15 protein-coding genes are annotated in these 16,480 nt (G+C 56.3%); 9 read left to right on the top strand and 6 right to left on the bottom strand.

The annotated features are described in order from the left end of the window. Positions 1-16: 16 nt before the first annotated feature. On the bottom strand, positions 17-2,215 hold the full coding sequence (zntA, locus tag OOJ60_RS11270; RefSeq protein WP_205612569.1) for a Zn(II)/Cd(II)/Pb(II) translocating P-type ATPase ZntA: 2,199 nt from the start codon (positions 2,213-2,215) through the stop codon (positions 17-19). Positions 2,216-2,291: 76 nt separating this feature from the next. Next, positions 2,292-2,918, bottom strand: a complete 627-nt coding sequence (locus tag OOJ60_RS11265; RefSeq protein ID WP_205612568.1) for a lysoplasmalogenase — start codon at positions 2,916-2,918, stop codon at positions 2,292-2,294. A gap of 141 nt (positions 2,919-3,059) precedes the next feature. On the opposite strand from OOJ60_RS11265, the gene OOJ60_RS11260 reads away from it, so the two are divergent. After that, complete coding sequence (locus tag OOJ60_RS11260) at positions 3,060-3,425, top strand: DUF2500 domain-containing protein (RefSeq protein WP_042286539.1); 366 nt, start codon at positions 3,060-3,062, stop codon at positions 3,423-3,425. 20 nt (positions 3,426-3,445) lie between these two features. Here OOJ60_RS11260 and OOJ60_RS11255 read toward each other — a convergent pair whose 3' ends face one another. Together OOJ60_RS11255 and rsmD are read right to left on the bottom strand one after the other, a co-directional pair. Then, positions 3,446-3,715, bottom strand: coding sequence for a DUF1145 family protein (locus tag OOJ60_RS11255; RefSeq protein ID WP_042286536.1), 270 nt, complete (start codon positions 3,713-3,715; stop codon positions 3,446-3,448). Then, a complete protein-coding gene (gene rsmD, locus OOJ60_RS11250) occupies positions 3,705-4,301 on the bottom strand; it encodes a 16S rRNA (guanine(966)-N(2))-methyltransferase (RefSeq protein WP_205612567.1) in 597 nt (198 codons plus the stop codon). Before rsmD ends, OOJ60_RS11255 begins: the two co-directional genes overlap by 11 nt. Positions 4,302-4,426: 125 nt before the next feature. On the opposite strand from rsmD, the gene ftsY reads away from it, so the two are divergent. The 4 genes from ftsY to rpoH all read left to right on the top strand — a co-directional run bounded on the left by ftsY (position 4,427) and on the right by rpoH (position 8,747). After that, positions 4,427-5,917, top strand: a complete 1,491-nt coding sequence (ftsY, locus tag OOJ60_RS11245; RefSeq protein ID WP_205612566.1) for a signal recognition particle-docking protein FtsY — start codon at positions 4,427-4,429, stop codon at positions 5,915-5,917. A gap of 2 nt (positions 5,918-5,919) precedes the next feature. Next, complete coding sequence (gene ftsE / locus OOJ60_RS11240; protein WP_012908291.1) at positions 5,920-6,588, top strand: cell division ATP-binding protein FtsE; 669 nt, start codon at positions 5,920-5,922, stop codon at positions 6,586-6,588. Continuing rightward, the gene (gene ftsX, locus OOJ60_RS11235) at positions 6,581-7,639 is read left to right on the top strand and encodes a permease-like cell division protein FtsX (protein WP_181822397.1); all 1,059 of its coding nucleotides are present in this window, start codon (positions 6,581-6,583) and stop codon (positions 7,637-7,639) included. The genes ftsE and ftsX overlap by 8 nt, the downstream gene beginning before the upstream one ends. A gap of 253 nt (positions 7,640-7,892) precedes the next feature. Further along, positions 7,893-8,747, top strand: coding sequence for an RNA polymerase sigma factor RpoH (rpoH, locus tag OOJ60_RS11230; protein ID WP_042286526.1), 855 nt, complete (start codon positions 7,893-7,895; stop codon positions 8,745-8,747). Positions 8,748-8,798: 51 nt separating this feature from the next. Here rpoH and pdxR read toward each other — a convergent pair whose 3' ends face one another. Next, the gene (gene pdxR / locus OOJ60_RS11225; protein ID WP_205612565.1) at positions 8,799-10,295 is read right to left on the bottom strand and encodes a MocR-like pyridoxine biosynthesis transcription factor PdxR; all 1,497 of its coding nucleotides are present in this window, start codon (positions 10,293-10,295) and stop codon (positions 8,799-8,801) included. Positions 10,296-10,413: 118 nt separating this feature from the next. Here pdxR and OOJ60_RS11220 point away from each other — a divergent pair, with 118 nt between their 5' ends. The 3 genes from OOJ60_RS11220 to livJ all read left to right on the top strand — a co-directional run bounded on the left by OOJ60_RS11220 (position 10,414) and on the right by livJ (position 14,416). Beyond that, the gene (locus tag OOJ60_RS11220) at positions 10,414-11,679 is read left to right on the top strand and encodes a 4-aminobutyrate--2-oxoglutarate transaminase (protein ID WP_042286522.1); all 1,266 of its coding nucleotides are present in this window, start codon (positions 10,414-10,416) and stop codon (positions 11,677-11,679) included. Between the two features lie 136 nt (positions 11,680-11,815). Next, a complete protein-coding gene (locus OOJ60_RS11215; RefSeq protein ID WP_042286519.1) occupies positions 11,816-13,060 on the top strand; it encodes an aromatic amino acid transport family protein in 1,245 nt (414 codons plus the stop codon). A 252-nt stretch (positions 13,061-13,312) separates the two neighbouring features. Next, positions 13,313-14,416: a branched chain amino acid ABC transporter substrate-binding protein LivJ gene (livJ, locus tag OOJ60_RS11210; RefSeq protein WP_120714933.1), complete on the top strand. Its 1,104-nt coding sequence runs from the start codon at positions 13,313-13,315 to the stop codon at positions 14,414-14,416. Positions 14,417-14,550: 134 nt separating this feature from the next. On the opposite strand, the gene panM is transcribed toward livJ, so the two are convergent. Continuing rightward, positions 14,551-14,934 carry an aspartate 1-decarboxylase autocleavage activator PanM gene (panM, locus tag OOJ60_RS11205; RefSeq protein ID WP_205612647.1) on the bottom strand — a complete coding sequence of 128 codons (384 nt, stop codon included), beginning with the start codon at positions 14,932-14,934 and terminating at the stop codon, positions 14,551-14,553. 424 nt (positions 14,935-15,358) lie between these two features. Between panM and livK the strand changes: the two genes are divergently transcribed. Beyond that, entirely contained in the window at positions 15,359-16,468 is a 1,110-nt protein-coding gene (livK, locus tag OOJ60_RS11200) for a high-affinity branched-chain amino acid ABC transporter substrate-binding protein LivK (RefSeq protein ID WP_042286514.1), read from the top strand. Positions 16,469-16,480 lie beyond the last annotated feature (12 nt).

Raw genomic sequence — 16,480 nt, 5'->3', positions numbered from 1 at the left:
CGCCACCGGGCTTTTTTTACCGACGACGCAACAGTCGCAGCGCGTTAGCCGTCACCAGTACCGTCGCGCCGGTATCCGCCAGCACCGCCAGCCACAGCCCGGTCATGCCGAGCAGGGTGGTGATGAGGAAGATCCCCTTCAGCCCCAGCGCAATGGCGATGTTCTGGCGAATATTGGCGTGCGTCGCCCGCGCCAGCGTCACCATTTGCACGAGTCCGGTCAGACGATTGTGGGTTAGCGCAGCGTCTGCTGTTTCCAGCGCCACATCGGTACCGCTGCCCATCGCAATCCCGATGGCGGCGGCTTTCATCGCGGGAGCGTCGTTAATGCCGTCGCCCACCATCGCCAGCGGCGACTGCTGATTCAGCGCGCTGACCGCCTGGACTTTGTCTTCCGGCAGGAGTCCCGCTTTGTAATCCAGTCCCAACGTCTCCGCGATGGCCGCCGCCGCGCGTGGGTTGTCGCCGGTGAGGATGACGCCTTTAACCCCCAGCGCGTTCAGTGCGCTTATGGCGGTACGGGCATCGTCCCGTAGCGTATCCTGGAGGGCGATAACGCCGAGCACGATGTCATTTCGCCGCACTAATACGACCGTCTGACCTGAACGTTCAAGCTGATTAATGCGCGCAGCAAACGCCTCGTCAGGCTGTTTCCCGGCGGCGCTAATCAGGACGCGCTCACCGTTGACCCGAGCCTCAATGCCGGAACCGACCAGCGCGCGCTGTCCGTCGGCGGCGGGGAGGGTAAGCGCCCGCTGTTGCGCTTCACGTACAATCGCCTGCGCCAGCGGGTGCGTCGCGCCTTGCTCCACCGCTGCCGCCAGCGCCAGCAGCTCAGTCTCGCTGATACCCGTGGCAGGATGAATTGCCGTCACGCGCGGCTTGCCTACGGTCAGCGTCCCGGTTTTATCAAACGCGACCTGCGTGACACGTCCTAGCTGTTCCAGCGCCGCGCCGCCTTTGATCAGCGCCCCGCGACGCGCCGCCGCCGCCAGCCCGGAGGTAATCGCCGCCGGGGTGGAAATCACCAGCGCGCACGGACAGCCAATCAGTAACAGCGTCAGTCCCTTATAAATCCACTCCTGCCAGCTACCGGCAAACAGCAGCGGCGGAACGAGCGTCACCAGCAGGGCGACGACCATGATGGCGGGCGTGTAAATCCGGCTGAAGCGGTCGATAAAGCGTTCGATGGGCGCGCGCCGTTCTTCCGCTTCTTCAATCAGCTTCAGGATGCGATCTATGGCGCTGGCACCCGCTTCCGACAGTACCTCCAGCGTGACAAGACGATCCACGCTGGTCGCCCCCGCCGGGACTTTGTCGCCGCTGGCGCGTTCAACCGGGATCGACTCGCCGGTCAGGGCGCTTTCGTCAAAGCTGGCGAACGCAGACAACAGTTTTCCGTCGGCGGGCAGGCGTCCTCCGGCGGCGACTTCAATCACATCGCCCGGTTGCAAGGTGTTGATGGCGACCTCTTCGCGCACGCCGTCGCGCAGGCGGATTGCCACCTCTGGTTTTAGCGCCATCAGCGCGCTGACCCCTTTGCGGGCGCGACTGGCGGCCCATCCCTCTAACCGCTCGCCAATCAGGAACAGCAGCAGCACCATTGCCGCTTCCGCTGTGGCGCCAATAAACAGCGCGCCGATGGCGGCGACACTCATCAGCGTTTCAATGGCAAACCAACTGCCGGATTTCATCAGGCGCAGCGCCTGGCGGGCGATGGGGTACAACCCGACCAGCGTGGTGGCGATAAACGCCAGTTGTCCGAACGGAGGGTTGAACTGTTCCAGCCCCCAACTGACCGCCATCATCACAATCAGGGTCAGTAGCGGCAGATTCTCTTTGACGCGCGATTCGGGCGCGGCGGCGTTGGCCTGCTCGTCTTGCAGGGTATAGCCCGCATTTTGCACTGCCCGCGCGATTTGTGAACGCAGATCGCCGTCGCTGTCGACCACCAGCTTTTCGGTAGCAAACAGCACCTGAACCTGATTCACGCCGCTTATCTGGCGCACCGCGTTCTCAACTTTGCGGGCGCAGGCGGCGCAGTCCATACCGGTGATTTTCCAGCTATAACGGGCCCCTTTTACCGTTTCAGCGACGGTTTCCGGCGAGTCGCAGGCGCCGTCGCAGCAGCAGGCATCGGCTTTCTGCGGCGCCGGGGCGAGTGTGAAGGATGAAAATTGTGGGGCTTTTTTGCCATCAGTATCGGGTGTCGACATGGCATCCTCCGGTTGATGATAATTTTCTCATTAACCGGAGGATACACTCTGGAGTCGACTCCAGAGTCAAGCACTATCAGAGATAAAGTGAGCGGACGATCAGGAAATGCCCGGCGAAGTAGCAGGCCGCAGCGATAGCGTTGTCGGCACGAAAGCGGCGGCGGTAATGACTGCCCAGCCAGACAATGTTACCCATGAACAGCAGCGCCGCCCCCATAAACGCCGACAGCGCGGGCGCGGTGGGACGGAAAAACCACAGTTCACCGGCCAGCCAGACCATGACCAGCGTCATGGCGACGAAGGTGCATACCGGCCAGCGCAGCTCCTCAAGACGCGACCAGATTACCGCGACGAGCAGCGCGCCCAGTACCAGGAGCGCTAACGGCAATGGCCAGAAGAATGAAAGCGTCATCTGGCTGGCGAAATAGATGGTGTACAGCAGATGCGAAAGGAAAAACGCGCCAATCGCGTACAGCAGACGCTGACGTGGCAAGAGCGTTAACGCATCGCCTAACAGCGACGCACAGAGACCCGCCAGCACCAGATAACTGATAGCGTCAAACATCGGCGCTTGCCAGGCGAGCAGCAGCAGGAGAAGCAGCGTGACAGGTTTAAAGACCCAACGTTGCCAGGCGGGGCCACGGTAAGAAGCATCCACAAACAGCCATGCGGAAAGGCAGACAGCGATAAACGACCAAAGCATCTTAGTTCCTTGAATTCGTTATTTTTTCGTAAGCGGTATGCTTACGGTCTTACTCTTCAGTTTAGAGGCGGGTAAGGGCGGATGACAACACTATAACGGTCAGGGTATGCTGATTTCCGCATTTTCTGATGGGTTAAGGGTATGAGTAAGCCACCGCTCTTTTTTATTTTAATCATTGTGTTAATTCTCATTGCCGCCTCGTTTCGTTTTATGCAGCAGCGGCGGGAAAAAGCCGATAACGAGGCTGCGCCCCTGCAACAGGCGCCAATGATGGTCAGCAACAAGCGGGAAAAGCCGCTCAATGACCGCCGCTCGCGTCAGCAGCAGGTCACCCCCGCAGGCGCCAGTATGCGATACGAAGCGAGCTTTAAGCCGCTACGCGGCGGACAGGAAAAAACCTTCCGCCTGGACGCGCAGCAGTACCACGCGCTGACGGTAGGCGACAAAGGCACGCTGAGTTTTAAGGGAACGCGGTTTGTCGAATTTGTGGTTCACAGGCCGGATTAAATGCCATCCGGCTGTCAGCCTCATTTTTTGACGTTAAACTTCTTCTGCCATACCAACAGTTCAAACACGCCGAACAGGAAAATACGCACTTTTTCCCCATTGCTCATCTGCGGCCCGTCTTTTGGCAGGGTCGATTTCAGTAGCGCCAGTTGCATACCGTGCATCAGCGCCATAAACACCAGCGCGACGTTAACAAAAATATTGAGCGGGCGCGGAAACGGTTGCACCAGATTCCAGAGTAAAAAAGCCCAGACGCAGAGCATCAGTAAACGTCCAATATTAATCAGCATCGTTTTCTCCTTGTGCTTCGCGTTGATACAAGCGATAGGCAACCTGTCCGGCAACCTTCTCGCGATACAGCGACCAGTTATTGGGCACCGGCGGCAGACCGTTTTCCACTTCGCTTTCCACGTAAATATACGCCTCGTCAGTCAGCCAGCCGTGATTTTCCAGCAGGCGTAAGGTCTCTTCCAGCAGACCCTTGCGAAACGGCGGGTCGACAAACACGACGCTGTGCGGCGTACCGGTCTGCGCCAGAAATGCCAGTGTGTTCGTGTTTACGACGTTTGCGTTGCCTGCCTTCAGCGTCGCTAAATTCTTTTGTAACTGCTGCGCGACGGCCCGATCCATTTCCAGCAGGGTAGCAGACGCCGCGTAACGCGACAGCGCCTCCAGCCCCAGCGCGCCGCTTCCGGCGAAACAGTCGAGACAACGGGCGTCGACCATTACCGGCGCCAGCCAGTTAAACAGCGTCTCGCGCACGCGATCGGTGGTGGGACGCAGGCCGGGGCTGTCCGGTACCGGAAGTTTGCGGCCGCGCCATTGCCCGCCAATAATGCGGATCTGGCCACTGCCAGAGTGATTCGGTTTTTTCATTTCTGCTGCTCAAACCGCCCTAATTCGGTCTTTCCAGGCGGTGATGTAAATTAAGTTAAGTGATAGACTATTTCATCATTTTTTTAGCTTCCATGTATATAGAGCCGCGAGGAGTGTAACCGCAGATGGCAAAACAGAAAAAACGTGGCTTCTTTTCCTGGCTGGGCTTTGGTGAAAAAGAGCAGGAACAAGAACAAAAAACCGAAGAACAGCAGGTTGTCGAGGAACAACGACAGGCAGACACGCCTGTTGAAACGGCAGCTGACGTAGAAGCAGAATCCCCTGCGCACAGCAAAGAAGAGACAGACCACTTTGCACAAGAGGTGGTTGAGGTCACCGAACAGGTTCAGGAGAGCGAAAAGCCGCAGTTGGTTGAGCCTGAACCGCCCGCCGTGGCAGACGAGCCACAACCGGAAGTGGAACCGCTTGCGGTCGCCGCACGTGAAGAACTGCCGCTGCCGGAAGAGGTAAACGCTGAAGAAATCTCTCCGGAAGAGTGGCAGGCGGAAGCCGAAACCGTTGAGATCGTTGACGCGGTAGAAGAAGAGGCGCAGAACGTGCCGCCGCTGAGCGATGAAGAGCGGGAAGCGCAGGCGCTGGCGGCAGAAGCCGCAGAAGAAGCGGTGCTGGTGGTGCCGGTAGCGGAAGAAGACGCGCCGGTTGAAGAGATTGCGCAGGAGCAGGAGAAACCGACCAAAGAGGGTTTCTTTGCCCGTCTTAAGCGCAGCCTTCTGAAAACAAAAGAAAACCTCGGTTCCGGATTTATCAGTCTGTTCCGCGGGAAGAAAATCGACGATGATTTGTTTGAAGAGCTGGAAGAACAATTGCTGATCGCCGACGTGGGCGTGGAAACGACGCGTAAAATCATCACCAACCTGACCGAAGGCGCCAGCCGCAAGCAACTGCGTGATGCGGAAGCGCTGTACGGTCTGTTAAAAGATGAGATGGGCGAGATTCTGGCGAAGGTCGATGAACCGCTGAACGTGGAAGGCAAAACGCCGTTTGTGATTTTGATGGTGGGCGTCAATGGCGTCGGTAAAACCACCACCATCGGCAAGCTGGCGCGTCAGTTCGAGCAGCAGGGCAAATCGGTGATGCTGGCGGCAGGCGACACATTCCGCGCCGCAGCGGTGGAACAGCTTCAGGTCTGGGGCCAGCGTAATAATATTCCGGTGATTGCCCAGCATACTGGCGCGGACTCTGCTTCCGTCATCTTTGACGCTATTCAGGCGGCGAAGGCGCGTAACATTGATGTGTTGATCGCCGACACCGCGGGGCGTCTGCAAAACAAATCGCATCTGATGGAAGAGTTGAAAAAAATCGTTCGCGTGATGAAGAAACTGGACGAGGACGCGCCGCATGAGGTTATGCTGACTATCGACGCCAGCACCGGGCAGAATGCGGTAAGCCAGGCCAAACTGTTCCATGAAGCCGTGGGGTTAACCGGGATCACCCTGACCAAGCTGGACGGCACGGCGAAAGGCGGGGTGATCTTCTCGGTGGCCGACCAGTTTGGCATTCCTATCCGCTACATTGGTGTGGGCGAACGTATCGAGGATTTGCGTCCGTTTAAGGCGGACGATTTTATTGAGGCACTTTTTGCCCGAGAGGATTAACAATGATTCGCTTTGAACATGTCAGCAAGGCCTATCTCGGCGGGAGACAAGCGCTGCAGGGCGTCACGTTCCACATGCAGCCGGGCGAGATGGCGTTTCTGACCGGCCACTCAGGCGCGGGGAAAAGTACCCTGCTGAAGCTGATCTGTGGGATTGAGCGGCCAAGCGCCGGGAAAATTATCTTCAGCGGACACGATATTACCCGTCTGAAGAATCGTGAAGTGCCGTTTTTGCGTCGGCAGATTGGCATGATTTTCCAGGATCACCATCTGCTGATGGACCGCACCGTTTACGACAATGTGGCGATCCCACTGATTATTGCTGGTGCCAGCGGAGACGACATTCGTCGCCGCGTGTCGGCGGCGCTGGATAAAGTCGGGCTGCTGGACAAAGCGAAAAACTTCCCTATTCAACTCTCCGGCGGTGAACAGCAGCGTGTGGGTATCGCCCGTGCGGTGGTCAATAAACCGGCGGTCCTGTTGGCGGATGAACCAACCGGTAACCTGGATGACGCGTTGTCGGAAGGGATCCTGCGTTTGTTCGAAGAATTTAACCGTGTGGGGGTCACCGTCCTGATGGCCACCCACGACATCGGGCTGATTTCCCGCCGATCTTATCGCCAACTGGTGCTAAGCGATGGACACCTGCATGGAGGCGTGGCTTATGAATAAGCGCGATGCGATGAATCATATCCGGCAGTTCGGCGGGCGTCTGGATCGTCTGCGCCGCTCTGGCGGTTCGTCAGGCGACGGTGGCCGCAATACCCCGAAGCGGGCGAAACCGTCGCCAAAACCTAACTCGCGGAAAACCAACGTTTTCAATGAGCAGGTACGCTACGCGTTCCAGGGCGCGTTACAGGATCTGAAAAGCAAACCGCTGGCGACCTTTTTAACGGTGATGGTCATTGCCATCTCTCTGACGCTGCCGAGCGTTTGCTATATGGTCTACAAGAACGTCAACCAGGCGGCGACGCAGTATTATCCGTCTCCACAGATCACTGTTTATCTGCAAAAAACGCTGGATGACGATGCGGCGGCGGGGGTGGTGGCGCAGCTTCAGGCCGAGCAGGGCGTGGACAAGGTGAATTACCTGTCGCGGGAAGACGCGCTGGGTGAGTTCCGTAACTGGTCCGGCTTTGGCGGCGCGCTGGACATGCTGGAAGAGAACCCGCTCCCGGCGGTGGCCGTGGTGGTGCCGAAGCTTGATTTCCAGGGCACCGATTCGCTTAATACCCTGCGCGATCGTATCTCGCAGATTAACGGCATCGATGAAGTACGTATGGACGACAGCTGGTTTGCCCGCCTGGCGGCGCTGACCGGTCTGGTGGGCCGCGTATCAGCCATGATCGGCGTACTGATGGTGGCAGCGGTGTTCCTGGTGATCGGCAACAGCGTACGCCTGAGCATTTTTGCCCGTCGCGATACCATTAACGTGCAAAAACTGATTGGCGCGACGGATGGATTTATTCTCCGTCCGTTCCTTTACGGCGGCGCGCTGCTCGGCTTTTCCGGCGCGTTTCTTTCACTGATTTTATCTGAAATTTTGGTGATGCGGCTGTCTTCGGCAGTGACAGAAGTGGCGCAGGTTTTCGGAACGAAGTTTGATCTCAATGGGTTATCGTTCGATGAATGCCTGTTATTGCTGCTGGTTTGCTCGATGATCGGCTGGGTGGCGGCGTGGCTTGCCACGGTTCAACATTTACGCCACTTTACTCCCGATTAATAAAATCGTGGTATAATCTTTCCCTGCAATGGATTTCCGTTCGCAGGGAAAGAGTCTCCGTTGTCCTCTTCCCCGCTTTCATCTTCATGTCACATTTTGTGCGCAATTTATACACAACGTTGCATGGAACTTGTGGATAAAATCACGGTCTGATAAAAGAGTGAATGATAATCTCGTTGCTCATTAACGCTGGCACGGTTGTTGCTGATGACTTTCAGGTAGTGCCAGACGATAAAAAATTGAGAGGATTTGAATGACCAAAGAAATGCAAAATTTAGCTTTAGCCCCTGTTGGTAACCTGGAGTCTTACATCCGGGCTGCGAACGCGTGGCCGATGTTATCGGCTGACGAAGAGCGGGCACTGGCTGAAAGGCTGCATTACCAGGGCGATCTGGAAGCAGCTAAGACGCTGATCCTGTCTCACCTGCGCTTTGTTGTTCATATTGCTCGTAACTACGCGGGCTATGGCCTGCCGCAGGCGGATTTGATTCAGGAAGGTAATATCGGCCTGATGAAAGCCGTGCGCCGTTTCAACCCGGAAGTGGGTGTGCGCCTGGTCTCCTTCGCCGTACACTGGATCAAAGCGGAGATCCACGAATACGTTCTGCGTAACTGGCGTATCGTCAAAGTCGCGACCACCAAAGCGCAGCGTAAGCTGTTCTTTAACCTGCGTAAAACCAAGCAGCGCCTGGGCTGGTTTAACCAGGATGAAGTTGAAATGGTGGCGCGCGAGCTGGGCGTGTCCAGCAAAGACGTGCGTGAGATGGAGTCCCGCATGGCGGCGCAGGACATGACCTTTGACATGTCTTCGGACGATGAGTCCGACAGCCAGCCGATGGCCCCGGTCCTGTATTTGCAGGATAAAACCTCTAACTTTGCCGACGGCATTGAAGAGGATAACTGGGAAGATCAGGCAGCCAATAAGCTGACCCACGCGATGGAAGGTCTCGACGAACGTAGTCAGGACATCATTCGCGCCCGCTGGCTGGACGAAGACAACAAGTCCACCTTGCAGGAACTGGCTGACCGCTATGGCGTGTCTGCTGAACGTGTCCGCCAGCTTGAAAAGAACGCAATGAAAAAACTGCGCGCCGCGATCGAAGCATAACACCGCAAGCGCAGCTAAAAACGCCCCGACATTGGTTGGGGCGTTTTGCTTTCAGGCGCTCATCAACAGCACCTGCGGGCAGTTGTCACGCAAACAGTCCAGCAGCGTGGCGAATGCTGGCACCATCTGTTCTTCCGTCAGACAGGCGAACCCCAACAGCAGCCCCTGCTTGCGCTGGGCGGTCAGGTAATAACGCGAAAGCGGACGTACCAGAATATTTTGCGCATTGGCGCTGGCCGCGACGGCGACATCATCCACCTCATCCGGCAGGTTGAGGATCAAATGCAGTCCGGCATTATCGCTGAAATCCGACAGCGCCCGCGTCCCACAGTGACGTTCAATCAGCTCGGTGAGAAAGGCGCGACGGCGGCTGTATAACAAACGCATACGGCGGATGTGCGCCGAATAATATCCGCCGTTAATAAACTCTGCCAGCGCCATCTGAATCAGTGAATGCCCACCGCGATACAGCTCCGCATGGGCGCTTTTCAGGGCGTGCGCCAGCGGGCGGGGCAGCACCATATAACCCAGTCGAAGCCCCGGATAGAGCGTTTTACTGAAGGTGCCGATATAAACGACTGGCGCATCCGGCACCAGACCCTGCAACGCCGGGATCGGTTGTCCAGAAAAGCGAAACTCGCTGTCATAGTCGTCTTCCACAATCCAACTGCCGTACTGCCGGGCGAGTGCCAGCAGCCGCTGACGACGCTCAAGACTCATCACCGCGCCCAGCGGGTACTGATGAGAGGGCGTAACGAAGATCAGACGCGGTGCTTCATCCGGCCTGTCGGGCGGCGCGAGGCCGCTGGCATCAACGGGGACAGGCGTAATGCGTAGATCGTTCATTGCCAGCACATGGCGGATCCCCCAGTAGGAGGGTTCCTCCACCCACGCCAGGTCGCCGGTATCAGCCAGCATCCGCGTCACCAGGTCGATAGCCTGGTGGATCCCCTCCGTGATAAGTATTTGATCTGCCTGACAGCGCACACCCCGGGCGACGCGCAGATAATCCACCAACGCATGTTGCAGTTCCGGCGTCCCGCCATTGCAGCTGTAGCTCAGCCGTTCCGGCTTCGGTCGACGGCTGATGCGTGCCTGTAACTTACTGAAAAGTGGATGGGGAAAGGCATTGACGTCGGGAACGCCGGGAATAAATGCTCCCCATTGTCGTGGGCTGGCGCTGACGTGCTGCAGCAAAAAATGGCCGCGCTGCGAAACGGAGGATGCCTGTGCGGCCGTCTCACTGTTTTCCACTCCGGCTGCCGCCGTTAAAAAGGTATCGGGGGTGGTTTGTGCGACGAATGTCCCGCTTCCTCGTCGGGAAACCACATATCCTTCCGCCAGCAATTGTTCATAAGTTGTTAATATGGTGTTTCTGGAAATCCCAAGCTCGCCCGCGAGATCGCGCGATGCGGGCAAGCGGCTATGCGGCGGTAAAGAACCGTCGAGAATCGCCCGGCGAAGCGCGTTGTAGAGCCGTTTGTGCAGGAATTCATCCTGTTCCTGCTGGAGTCTGACCAACAGGAGATCGCCCACTAATGCCCGCAATTGGATCCCTCAGATATTCTGAATTGGTACTCGATTATAGGGCCAACACCTGTGTAAATAAACGTCATCGTTTCGAATTTGTTGCAATAAAGTGACATTCATAACAGGAGATCCGAGGGTGAAAAGTTCAGAACTGAATCAGCGTCGCCAGCAGGCGACTCCCCGTGGTGTTGGTGTGATGTGCGACTACTTTGTCGAAAAGGCCGAAAACGCCACAATTTGGGACATTGAAGGCAAAGAAGTGATCGATTTTGCCGCCGGGATCGCCGTCCTTAACACCGGCCACCGCCACCCGAAAATTGTCGCGGCGGTAGAAAAACAGCTTCAGGCGTTTACCCATACCGCCTACCAGATTGTGCCTTACGAGAGCTACGTGACGCTGGCGGAGCGCATCAACGCCATTGCGCCGATCGACGGTCCGGCGAAAACCGCGTTTTTCACCACCGGCGCCGAAGCGGTTGAAAACGCGGTCAAAATTGCCCGCGCCCATACCGGTCGTCCGGGGTTGATCACCTTCGGCGGCGGGTTTCACGGACGTACCTTCATGACCATGGCGCTGACCGGCAAAGTGGCGCCTTACAAAATAGGTTTTGGGCCTTTCCCCGGTTCGGTCTATCACGCTGTGTACCCGAACGCGGCTCATGGCGTGACCGTCGAGGACGCGATCAAAAGCCTGGAGCGCCTCTTTAAGGCCGATATCGCCGCGGATCAGGTCGCTGCCATTGTTATTGAGCCGATTCAGGGCGAGGGCGGTTTTAACGTCGCGCCTGCGGCCTTTATGCAGGCGTTGCGTAAAATTTGCGATACCCACGGCATTCTGCTGATTGCGGATGAAGTGCAGACCGGCTTTGCCCGTACCGGCAAGGTCTTTGCGATGCAGCACTATGACGTGAAGCCCGACCTGATGACGATGGCGAAAAGCCTGGCGGGCGGCTTCCCGCTCTCTGGCGTTGTGGGGCGTGCTGAGGTGATGGATGCGCCTGCTCCCGGTGGGCTGGGCGGTACCTACGCCGGTAATCCGCTGGCGGTTGCCGCCGCGCACGCGGTGCTGGACATCATTGAAGAAGAGCAATTGTGCCAGCGGGCGAGCCAGCTGGGTGAGCATCTGAAAGAAGTGCTGAATCAGGCGCGCGAGCACTGCCCGGCGATTGTTGACGTTCGGGGACTCGGTTCGATGGTAGCGGTGGAATTTAACGATCCGCAAACCGGCGAACCGTCTGCCGAATTTACCCGCGAGGTCCAGCGCAAAGCGCAGGAAAACGGCCTGCTGCTGTTGAGTTGTGGCGTATATGGCAACGTCATACGTTTTCTTTATCCCTTAACGATCCCGGATGCGCAGTTCTCTAAAGCGCTGGATATTCTGACCCGCGCGCTACGGGGCTGACGCACCCGGACCGGCAGGCAGCGGCAGGGAAGCCTCTACGACAACTGAGTTGTTCCCGTTCAGCGTGAGTGGTTAATCACCCTGATATCACCTTTTTTCCGGCGGCGCTCGTCGCCGGAGTAAAACGGAAAATATTATGTCTGAAAACTCCACCTTTTCTCCGGCGCTGACGCGTCGGGAGCGTACCGCTGTACCCGCTAAATCGTTGAGCTTTGTTGAGGGCGTGTCGATGATCGTCGGCACCAACATCGGCGCAGGGGTATTATCCATCGCTTACGCCTCCAGCAAAGCGGGTTTCCTGCCGCTGTTGTTCTGGCTGGTGCTGGTTGGCAGCCTGACCACCATTACCATGTTGTACGTTGCAGAATCCACCCTTCGCACCCGCAAGCATCTACAGCTCAGCGGTTTGTCGCACCGTTACGTCGGACGGTTTGGGGCGCTGATGATGTTTATGTCCGTCTGCGTCAACAGCGTCGGCGCGCTCATTGCCTACATGACCGGTAGCGGCAAACTGTTGCACTCGTTATTGGGGATTTCGCCCGCGCTCGGCAGCGCGCTGTTTTTTATTCCGGCGGCCGGCGTGCTTTATCTTGGCCTGAAGGCAATTGGTCGCGGGGAGAAATTTATCAGCATCGGGATGGTCGTCATGATCGCTGTGCTGATCGTCGCCACGATGCTGAAAGAGACTACTCAGGTACGCTATCTGCTGGACGGCAACTGGCTGTACATGGTGCCGGTGTTTAACGTGGTAGCGTTTTGCTTCTCCGCGCAGTACATCGTGCCGGAAATGGCGCGCGGCTTTGTCGATAAGCCGGAAAAACTGCCAAAAGCGATTATGGTCGGAATGGCGATTACTTTCAGCCTGCTGGCGCTGGTGCCGATGTCGGTCATCATGTTAAACGGCCTCGATAACATTACCGATGTGGCGACCATCTCATGGGGACGCGCGTTGGGAGAGTGGGCTTTCTTCTCGGCGAACCTGTTTGCGCTGTGCGCCATGTTGACTTCGTACTGGGGGCTGGGCGGCAGCTTTCTGACCAATATTTTCGATCAGTTTCGCCTGGGCGATGATGCGCAGCCGTTGAAGCGCTTTCTGGTGCTGGTGGTGGTGGCCGTGCCGCCGTTTATCCTTGCCTACAGCGGTATGGTGTCGTTTGTAAATGCGCTCTATTTCGCCGGGGTGTTCAGCGGCGTGATTCTGTCGATTATGCCCATTCTCATGTTGAAAGGCGCGCGTCAGCGCGGCGATGTAACGCCTGGCTGGACCTGCCCGGCATGGATTACTCATCCTGTTATTCAGGGATTCATCGTATTGCTTTACCTGTGCAGCGCCGTGTATGCCATTGCTTCTGCGCTGGGTTACCTTCCGGCTGGCTGGTAATCCGGTATTTTACTCCCCCGCGTCTTCCGGAAGGACGCGGTTTTTTTTGTCACTCATTTGTTACATTCGCCGTAATTTAGTCTTTTCAAACGCCAGTAAATAACGGTATGTTTAGCATAGTGTGCTGCAAAAGCGCGAAAGGCAGCCCTTAAGATAGCTATCATATGCTTTTCTTATTTCATATAACAGAATAATGCGCTGACAAACAACATCATAACAAATGCAAAAACCACAATAATGGGGAGCTTCAGGATGAATATGAAGGGTAAAACGTTACTGGCAGGATGTATTGCCTTAATGATGAGCAGCCCGGCGCTGGCGGAAGATATCAAAGTCGCCGTTGTCGGCGCGATGTCTGGTCCGGTCGCGCAGTACGGCGACCAGGAATTTACCGGTGCGGAGCAGGCCATCGCCGATATCAATGCCAAGGGCGGCATCAAGGGAAATAAGCTGGTTGCGGTAAAGTATGACGACGCCTGTGACCCGAAACAGGCTGTCGCGGTGGCGAACAAGGTTATCAATGACGGCATTAAATATGTCATCGGTCACCTGTGCTCCTCATCGACTCAACCCGCGTCTGATATCTACGAAGATGAAGGCATCCTGATGATCACCCCGGCTGCCACCGCGCCGGAGCTGACCGCGCGTGGCTATCAGTTGGTGCTGCGCACCACCGGTCTGGATTCCGATCAGGGACCGACCGCCGCGAAATACATTCTGGAAAAAGTGAAGCCGCAGCGCATCGCCATCGTCCACGACAAACAGCAATACGGTGAAGGGCTGGCGCGCGCGGTGCAGGATGGCCTGAAAAAAGGCAACGCGAACGTGGTGTTCTTTGACGGCATTACCGCCGGAGAGAAAGACTTCTCCACGCTGGTGGCGCGTCTGAAGAAAGAGAATATCGATTTTGTGTATTACGGGGGCTATCACCCGGAAATGGGCCAGATCCTACGCCAGGCGCGTGCCGCCGGTCTGAAAACCCAGTTTATGGGGCCGGAAGGGGTGGCGAACGTCTCGCTGTCTAACATCGCCGGTGAGTCTGCGGAAGGTCTGCTGGTGACCAAGCCGAAGAACTACGATCAGGTTCCGGCGAACAAACCCATCGTGGACGCGATCAAAGCGAAGAAACAGGATCCAAGCGGCGCGTTTGTGTGGACCACCTACGCCGCGTTGCAGTCTCTGCAGGCGGGCCTGAACCAGTCCGATGATCCGGCGGAAATCGCGAAATACCTGAAAGGGAATACCGTCGAAACCGTTATGGGGCCGCTGTCATGGGATGAGAAGGGCGATCTGAAGGGTTTCGAGTTCGGGGTCTTTAACTGGCACGCTAACGGTACGGCGACCGACGCCAAATAATTTTCCCGTCGTTTTTCTACAGAATGGAACGTCCGGGAAAACGCCGAAAACCTCAATGCCGGATGACGCTTACGCTTAACCGGCCTTAGTGAACAGCGATATGCAGGCCGGGTATGGCGACGCCACCCGGCTTTTTAACGTTTCTCCCAGCCATCCTGCTGCGCGGTAAAACCCGACGCCTGCATAAACGCCGCCATCACGCCGCGGTCTTCCACGCCGACGTCCGCCATCCACCAGGAGGAGATGTTAGGGTTATCGCGTATGACTTCTTCCACAAGATACTGCCCTACGCCGCGACGACGCGTGATCTCACGCACCCGCAGGGAATCCAGCGCGCCCTGCGCTCCGCTTAGCGTCACGCGTACCGCGCCCAGCAGACGCTCATTGAAACGCGCGGCGTAAATGCGGTGCGTTTCATCTACGCTTAACGAGGCGGCGGAATATTCCGGCCAGATTTTGCCCAGATCTATCAGATCCTGATCGCTAAAGTGTTCTAATCGAATGATGGTCAGCTTCATCGACAGCATGTCCAAATCACAAAAGAGAGCGTCAGTGTACCGAAAATTTTTAGCGGGATGCTTTCACTTTTTTAATTCATTTGGCAGGTGATTAGTTTTTTGTCAGTCGCAACCTTAGCGCGAAACGTCAGAGAATGAAAATCAGGCAGGATATTCCCCTGGAAGGTAGTGATTTATTCGGCTCTTTGTCCCGTTATTTTATGCTGACAAACGCGCTTTTTTTTGTTTATCTATGGTTAAAAGCAGAATATTATCTGTTCTTAATAGACTGAAAAATAGGGGTTTTACTCTGTTTTTGTCAAAAACACTGCGCTAAACCATTAATCAGACTGGTAAAAAACAGTGTAGTACAAAAAAAACACAGTCTTCTTTTTACGCATACAAATAAAAAATAAGTACACTTCGTCACGAATGGGGATTCAGTATGAAACGGAATGCGAAAACAGTTATCGCAGGCGTCATTGCATTAGCGATGTCGCAGGCGGCAATGGCAGATGAGATCAAGGTTGCCGTTGTGGGCGCGATGTCCGGGCCGGTCGCCCAGTGGGGCGATATGGAATTTAACGGCGCGCGTCAGGCCATTAAAGACATCAACGCCAAAGGCGGTATCAAGGGCGACAAACTGGTGGGCGTAGAGTACGACGACGCCTGCGATCCGAAACAGGCCGTTGCGGTCGCCAACAAAATTGTCAATGACGGCATTCAGTACGTGATTGGCCATCTGTGTTCTTCTTCTACCCAACCTGCATCGGATATTTACGAGGATGAAGGCATCCTGATGATCTCCCCGGGGGCGACGAATCCGGAGCTGACCCAGCGCGGTTATGCGCACATCATGCGTACCGCCGGGCTGGACTCCTCTCAAGGGCCGACCGCGGCAAAATACATTCTGGAGAAAGTGAAGCCGCAGCGCATCGCCATCATTCACGACAAACAGCAGTACGGTGAAGGGCTGGCGCGCTCCGTACAGGACGGCCTGAAAGCGGCGAACGCCAATATTGTCTTCTTCGACGGTATTACCGCCGGCGAAAAAGATTTCTCCGCGCTGCTTGCCCGTCTGCAAAAAGAGAACATCGACTTTGTTTATTACGGCGGGTACTACCCGGAAATGGGACAAATGCTGCGACAGGCGCGTTCGGTTGGCCTGAAAACCCAGTTTATGGGGCCGGAAGGGGTCGGTAATGCGTCGCTGTCGAACATCGCCGGTGATGCCGCAGAAGGCATGCTGGTGACGATGCCGAAACGTTATGACCAGGATCCAGCCAACAAAGCGATTGTCGATGCGTTGAAGGCAGACAAAAAAGATCCAAGCGGTCCTTATGTGTGGATCACCTATGCGGCGGTGCAGTCGCTGGCAACCGCAATGGACCGTTCCGGCAGCAAAGCGCCGCTGGATCTGGTGAAAGATTTAAAAGCGAACGGTGCTGACACCGTGATTGGGCCGCTGAAATGGGATGAAAAAGGCGATCTGAAGGGATTTGAATTTGGTGTCTTTCAGTGGCACGCCGACGGTTCGTCTACCGTCGCGAAGTAATTCCTGAAGACA

Source organism: Citrobacter sp. R4, assembly GCF_026719175.1.
Lineage (GTDB): Bacteria > Pseudomonadota > Gammaproteobacteria > Enterobacterales > Enterobacteriaceae > Citrobacter_A > Citrobacter_A sedlakii.
The sequence above is the reverse complement of the archived record's forward strand: the minus strand, read 5'-3'. Positions and strand labels throughout refer to the sequence as shown.

Coding starts and splice junctions, on each gene's coding strand:
- livK (WP_042286514.1), top strand. CDS start 15,359: ATGAAACGGAATGCGAAAACAGTTATCGCAGGCGTCATTGCATTAGCG.
- rsmD (WP_205612567.1), bottom strand. CDS start 4,301: ATGAAAAAACCGAATCACTCTGGCAGTGGCCAGATCCGCATTATTGGC.
- ftsE (WP_012908291.1), top strand. CDS start 5,920: ATGATTCGCTTTGAACATGTCAGCAAGGCCTATCTCGGCGGGAGACAA.
- ftsX (WP_181822397.1), top strand. CDS start 6,581: ATGAATAAGCGCGATGCGATGAATCATATCCGGCAGTTCGGCGGGCGT.
- ftsY (WP_205612566.1), top strand. CDS start 4,427: ATGGCAAAACAGAAAAAACGTGGCTTCTTTTCCTGGCTGGGCTTTGGT.
- OOJ60_RS11265 (WP_205612568.1), bottom strand. CDS start 2,918: ATGCTTTGGTCGTTTATCGCTGTCTGCCTTTCCGCATGGCTGTTTGTG.
- OOJ60_RS11260 (WP_042286539.1), top strand. CDS start 3,060: ATGAGTAAGCCACCGCTCTTTTTTATTTTAATCATTGTGTTAATTCTC.
- OOJ60_RS11215 (WP_042286519.1), top strand. CDS start 11,816: ATGTCTGAAAACTCCACCTTTTCTCCGGCGCTGACGCGTCGGGAGCGT.
- zntA (WP_205612569.1), bottom strand. CDS start 2,215: ATGTCGACACCCGATACTGATGGCAAAAAAGCCCCACAATTTTCATCC.
- rpoH (WP_042286526.1), top strand. CDS start 7,893: ATGACCAAAGAAATGCAAAATTTAGCTTTAGCCCCTGTTGGTAACCTG.
- panM (WP_205612647.1), bottom strand. CDS start 14,934: ATGAAGCTGACCATCATTCGATTAGAACACTTTAGCGATCAGGATCTG.
- OOJ60_RS11255 (WP_042286536.1), bottom strand. CDS start 3,715: ATGCTGATTAATATTGGACGTTTACTGATGCTCTGCGTCTGGGCTTTT.
- livJ (WP_120714933.1), top strand. CDS start 13,313: ATGAATATGAAGGGTAAAACGTTACTGGCAGGATGTATTGCCTTAATG.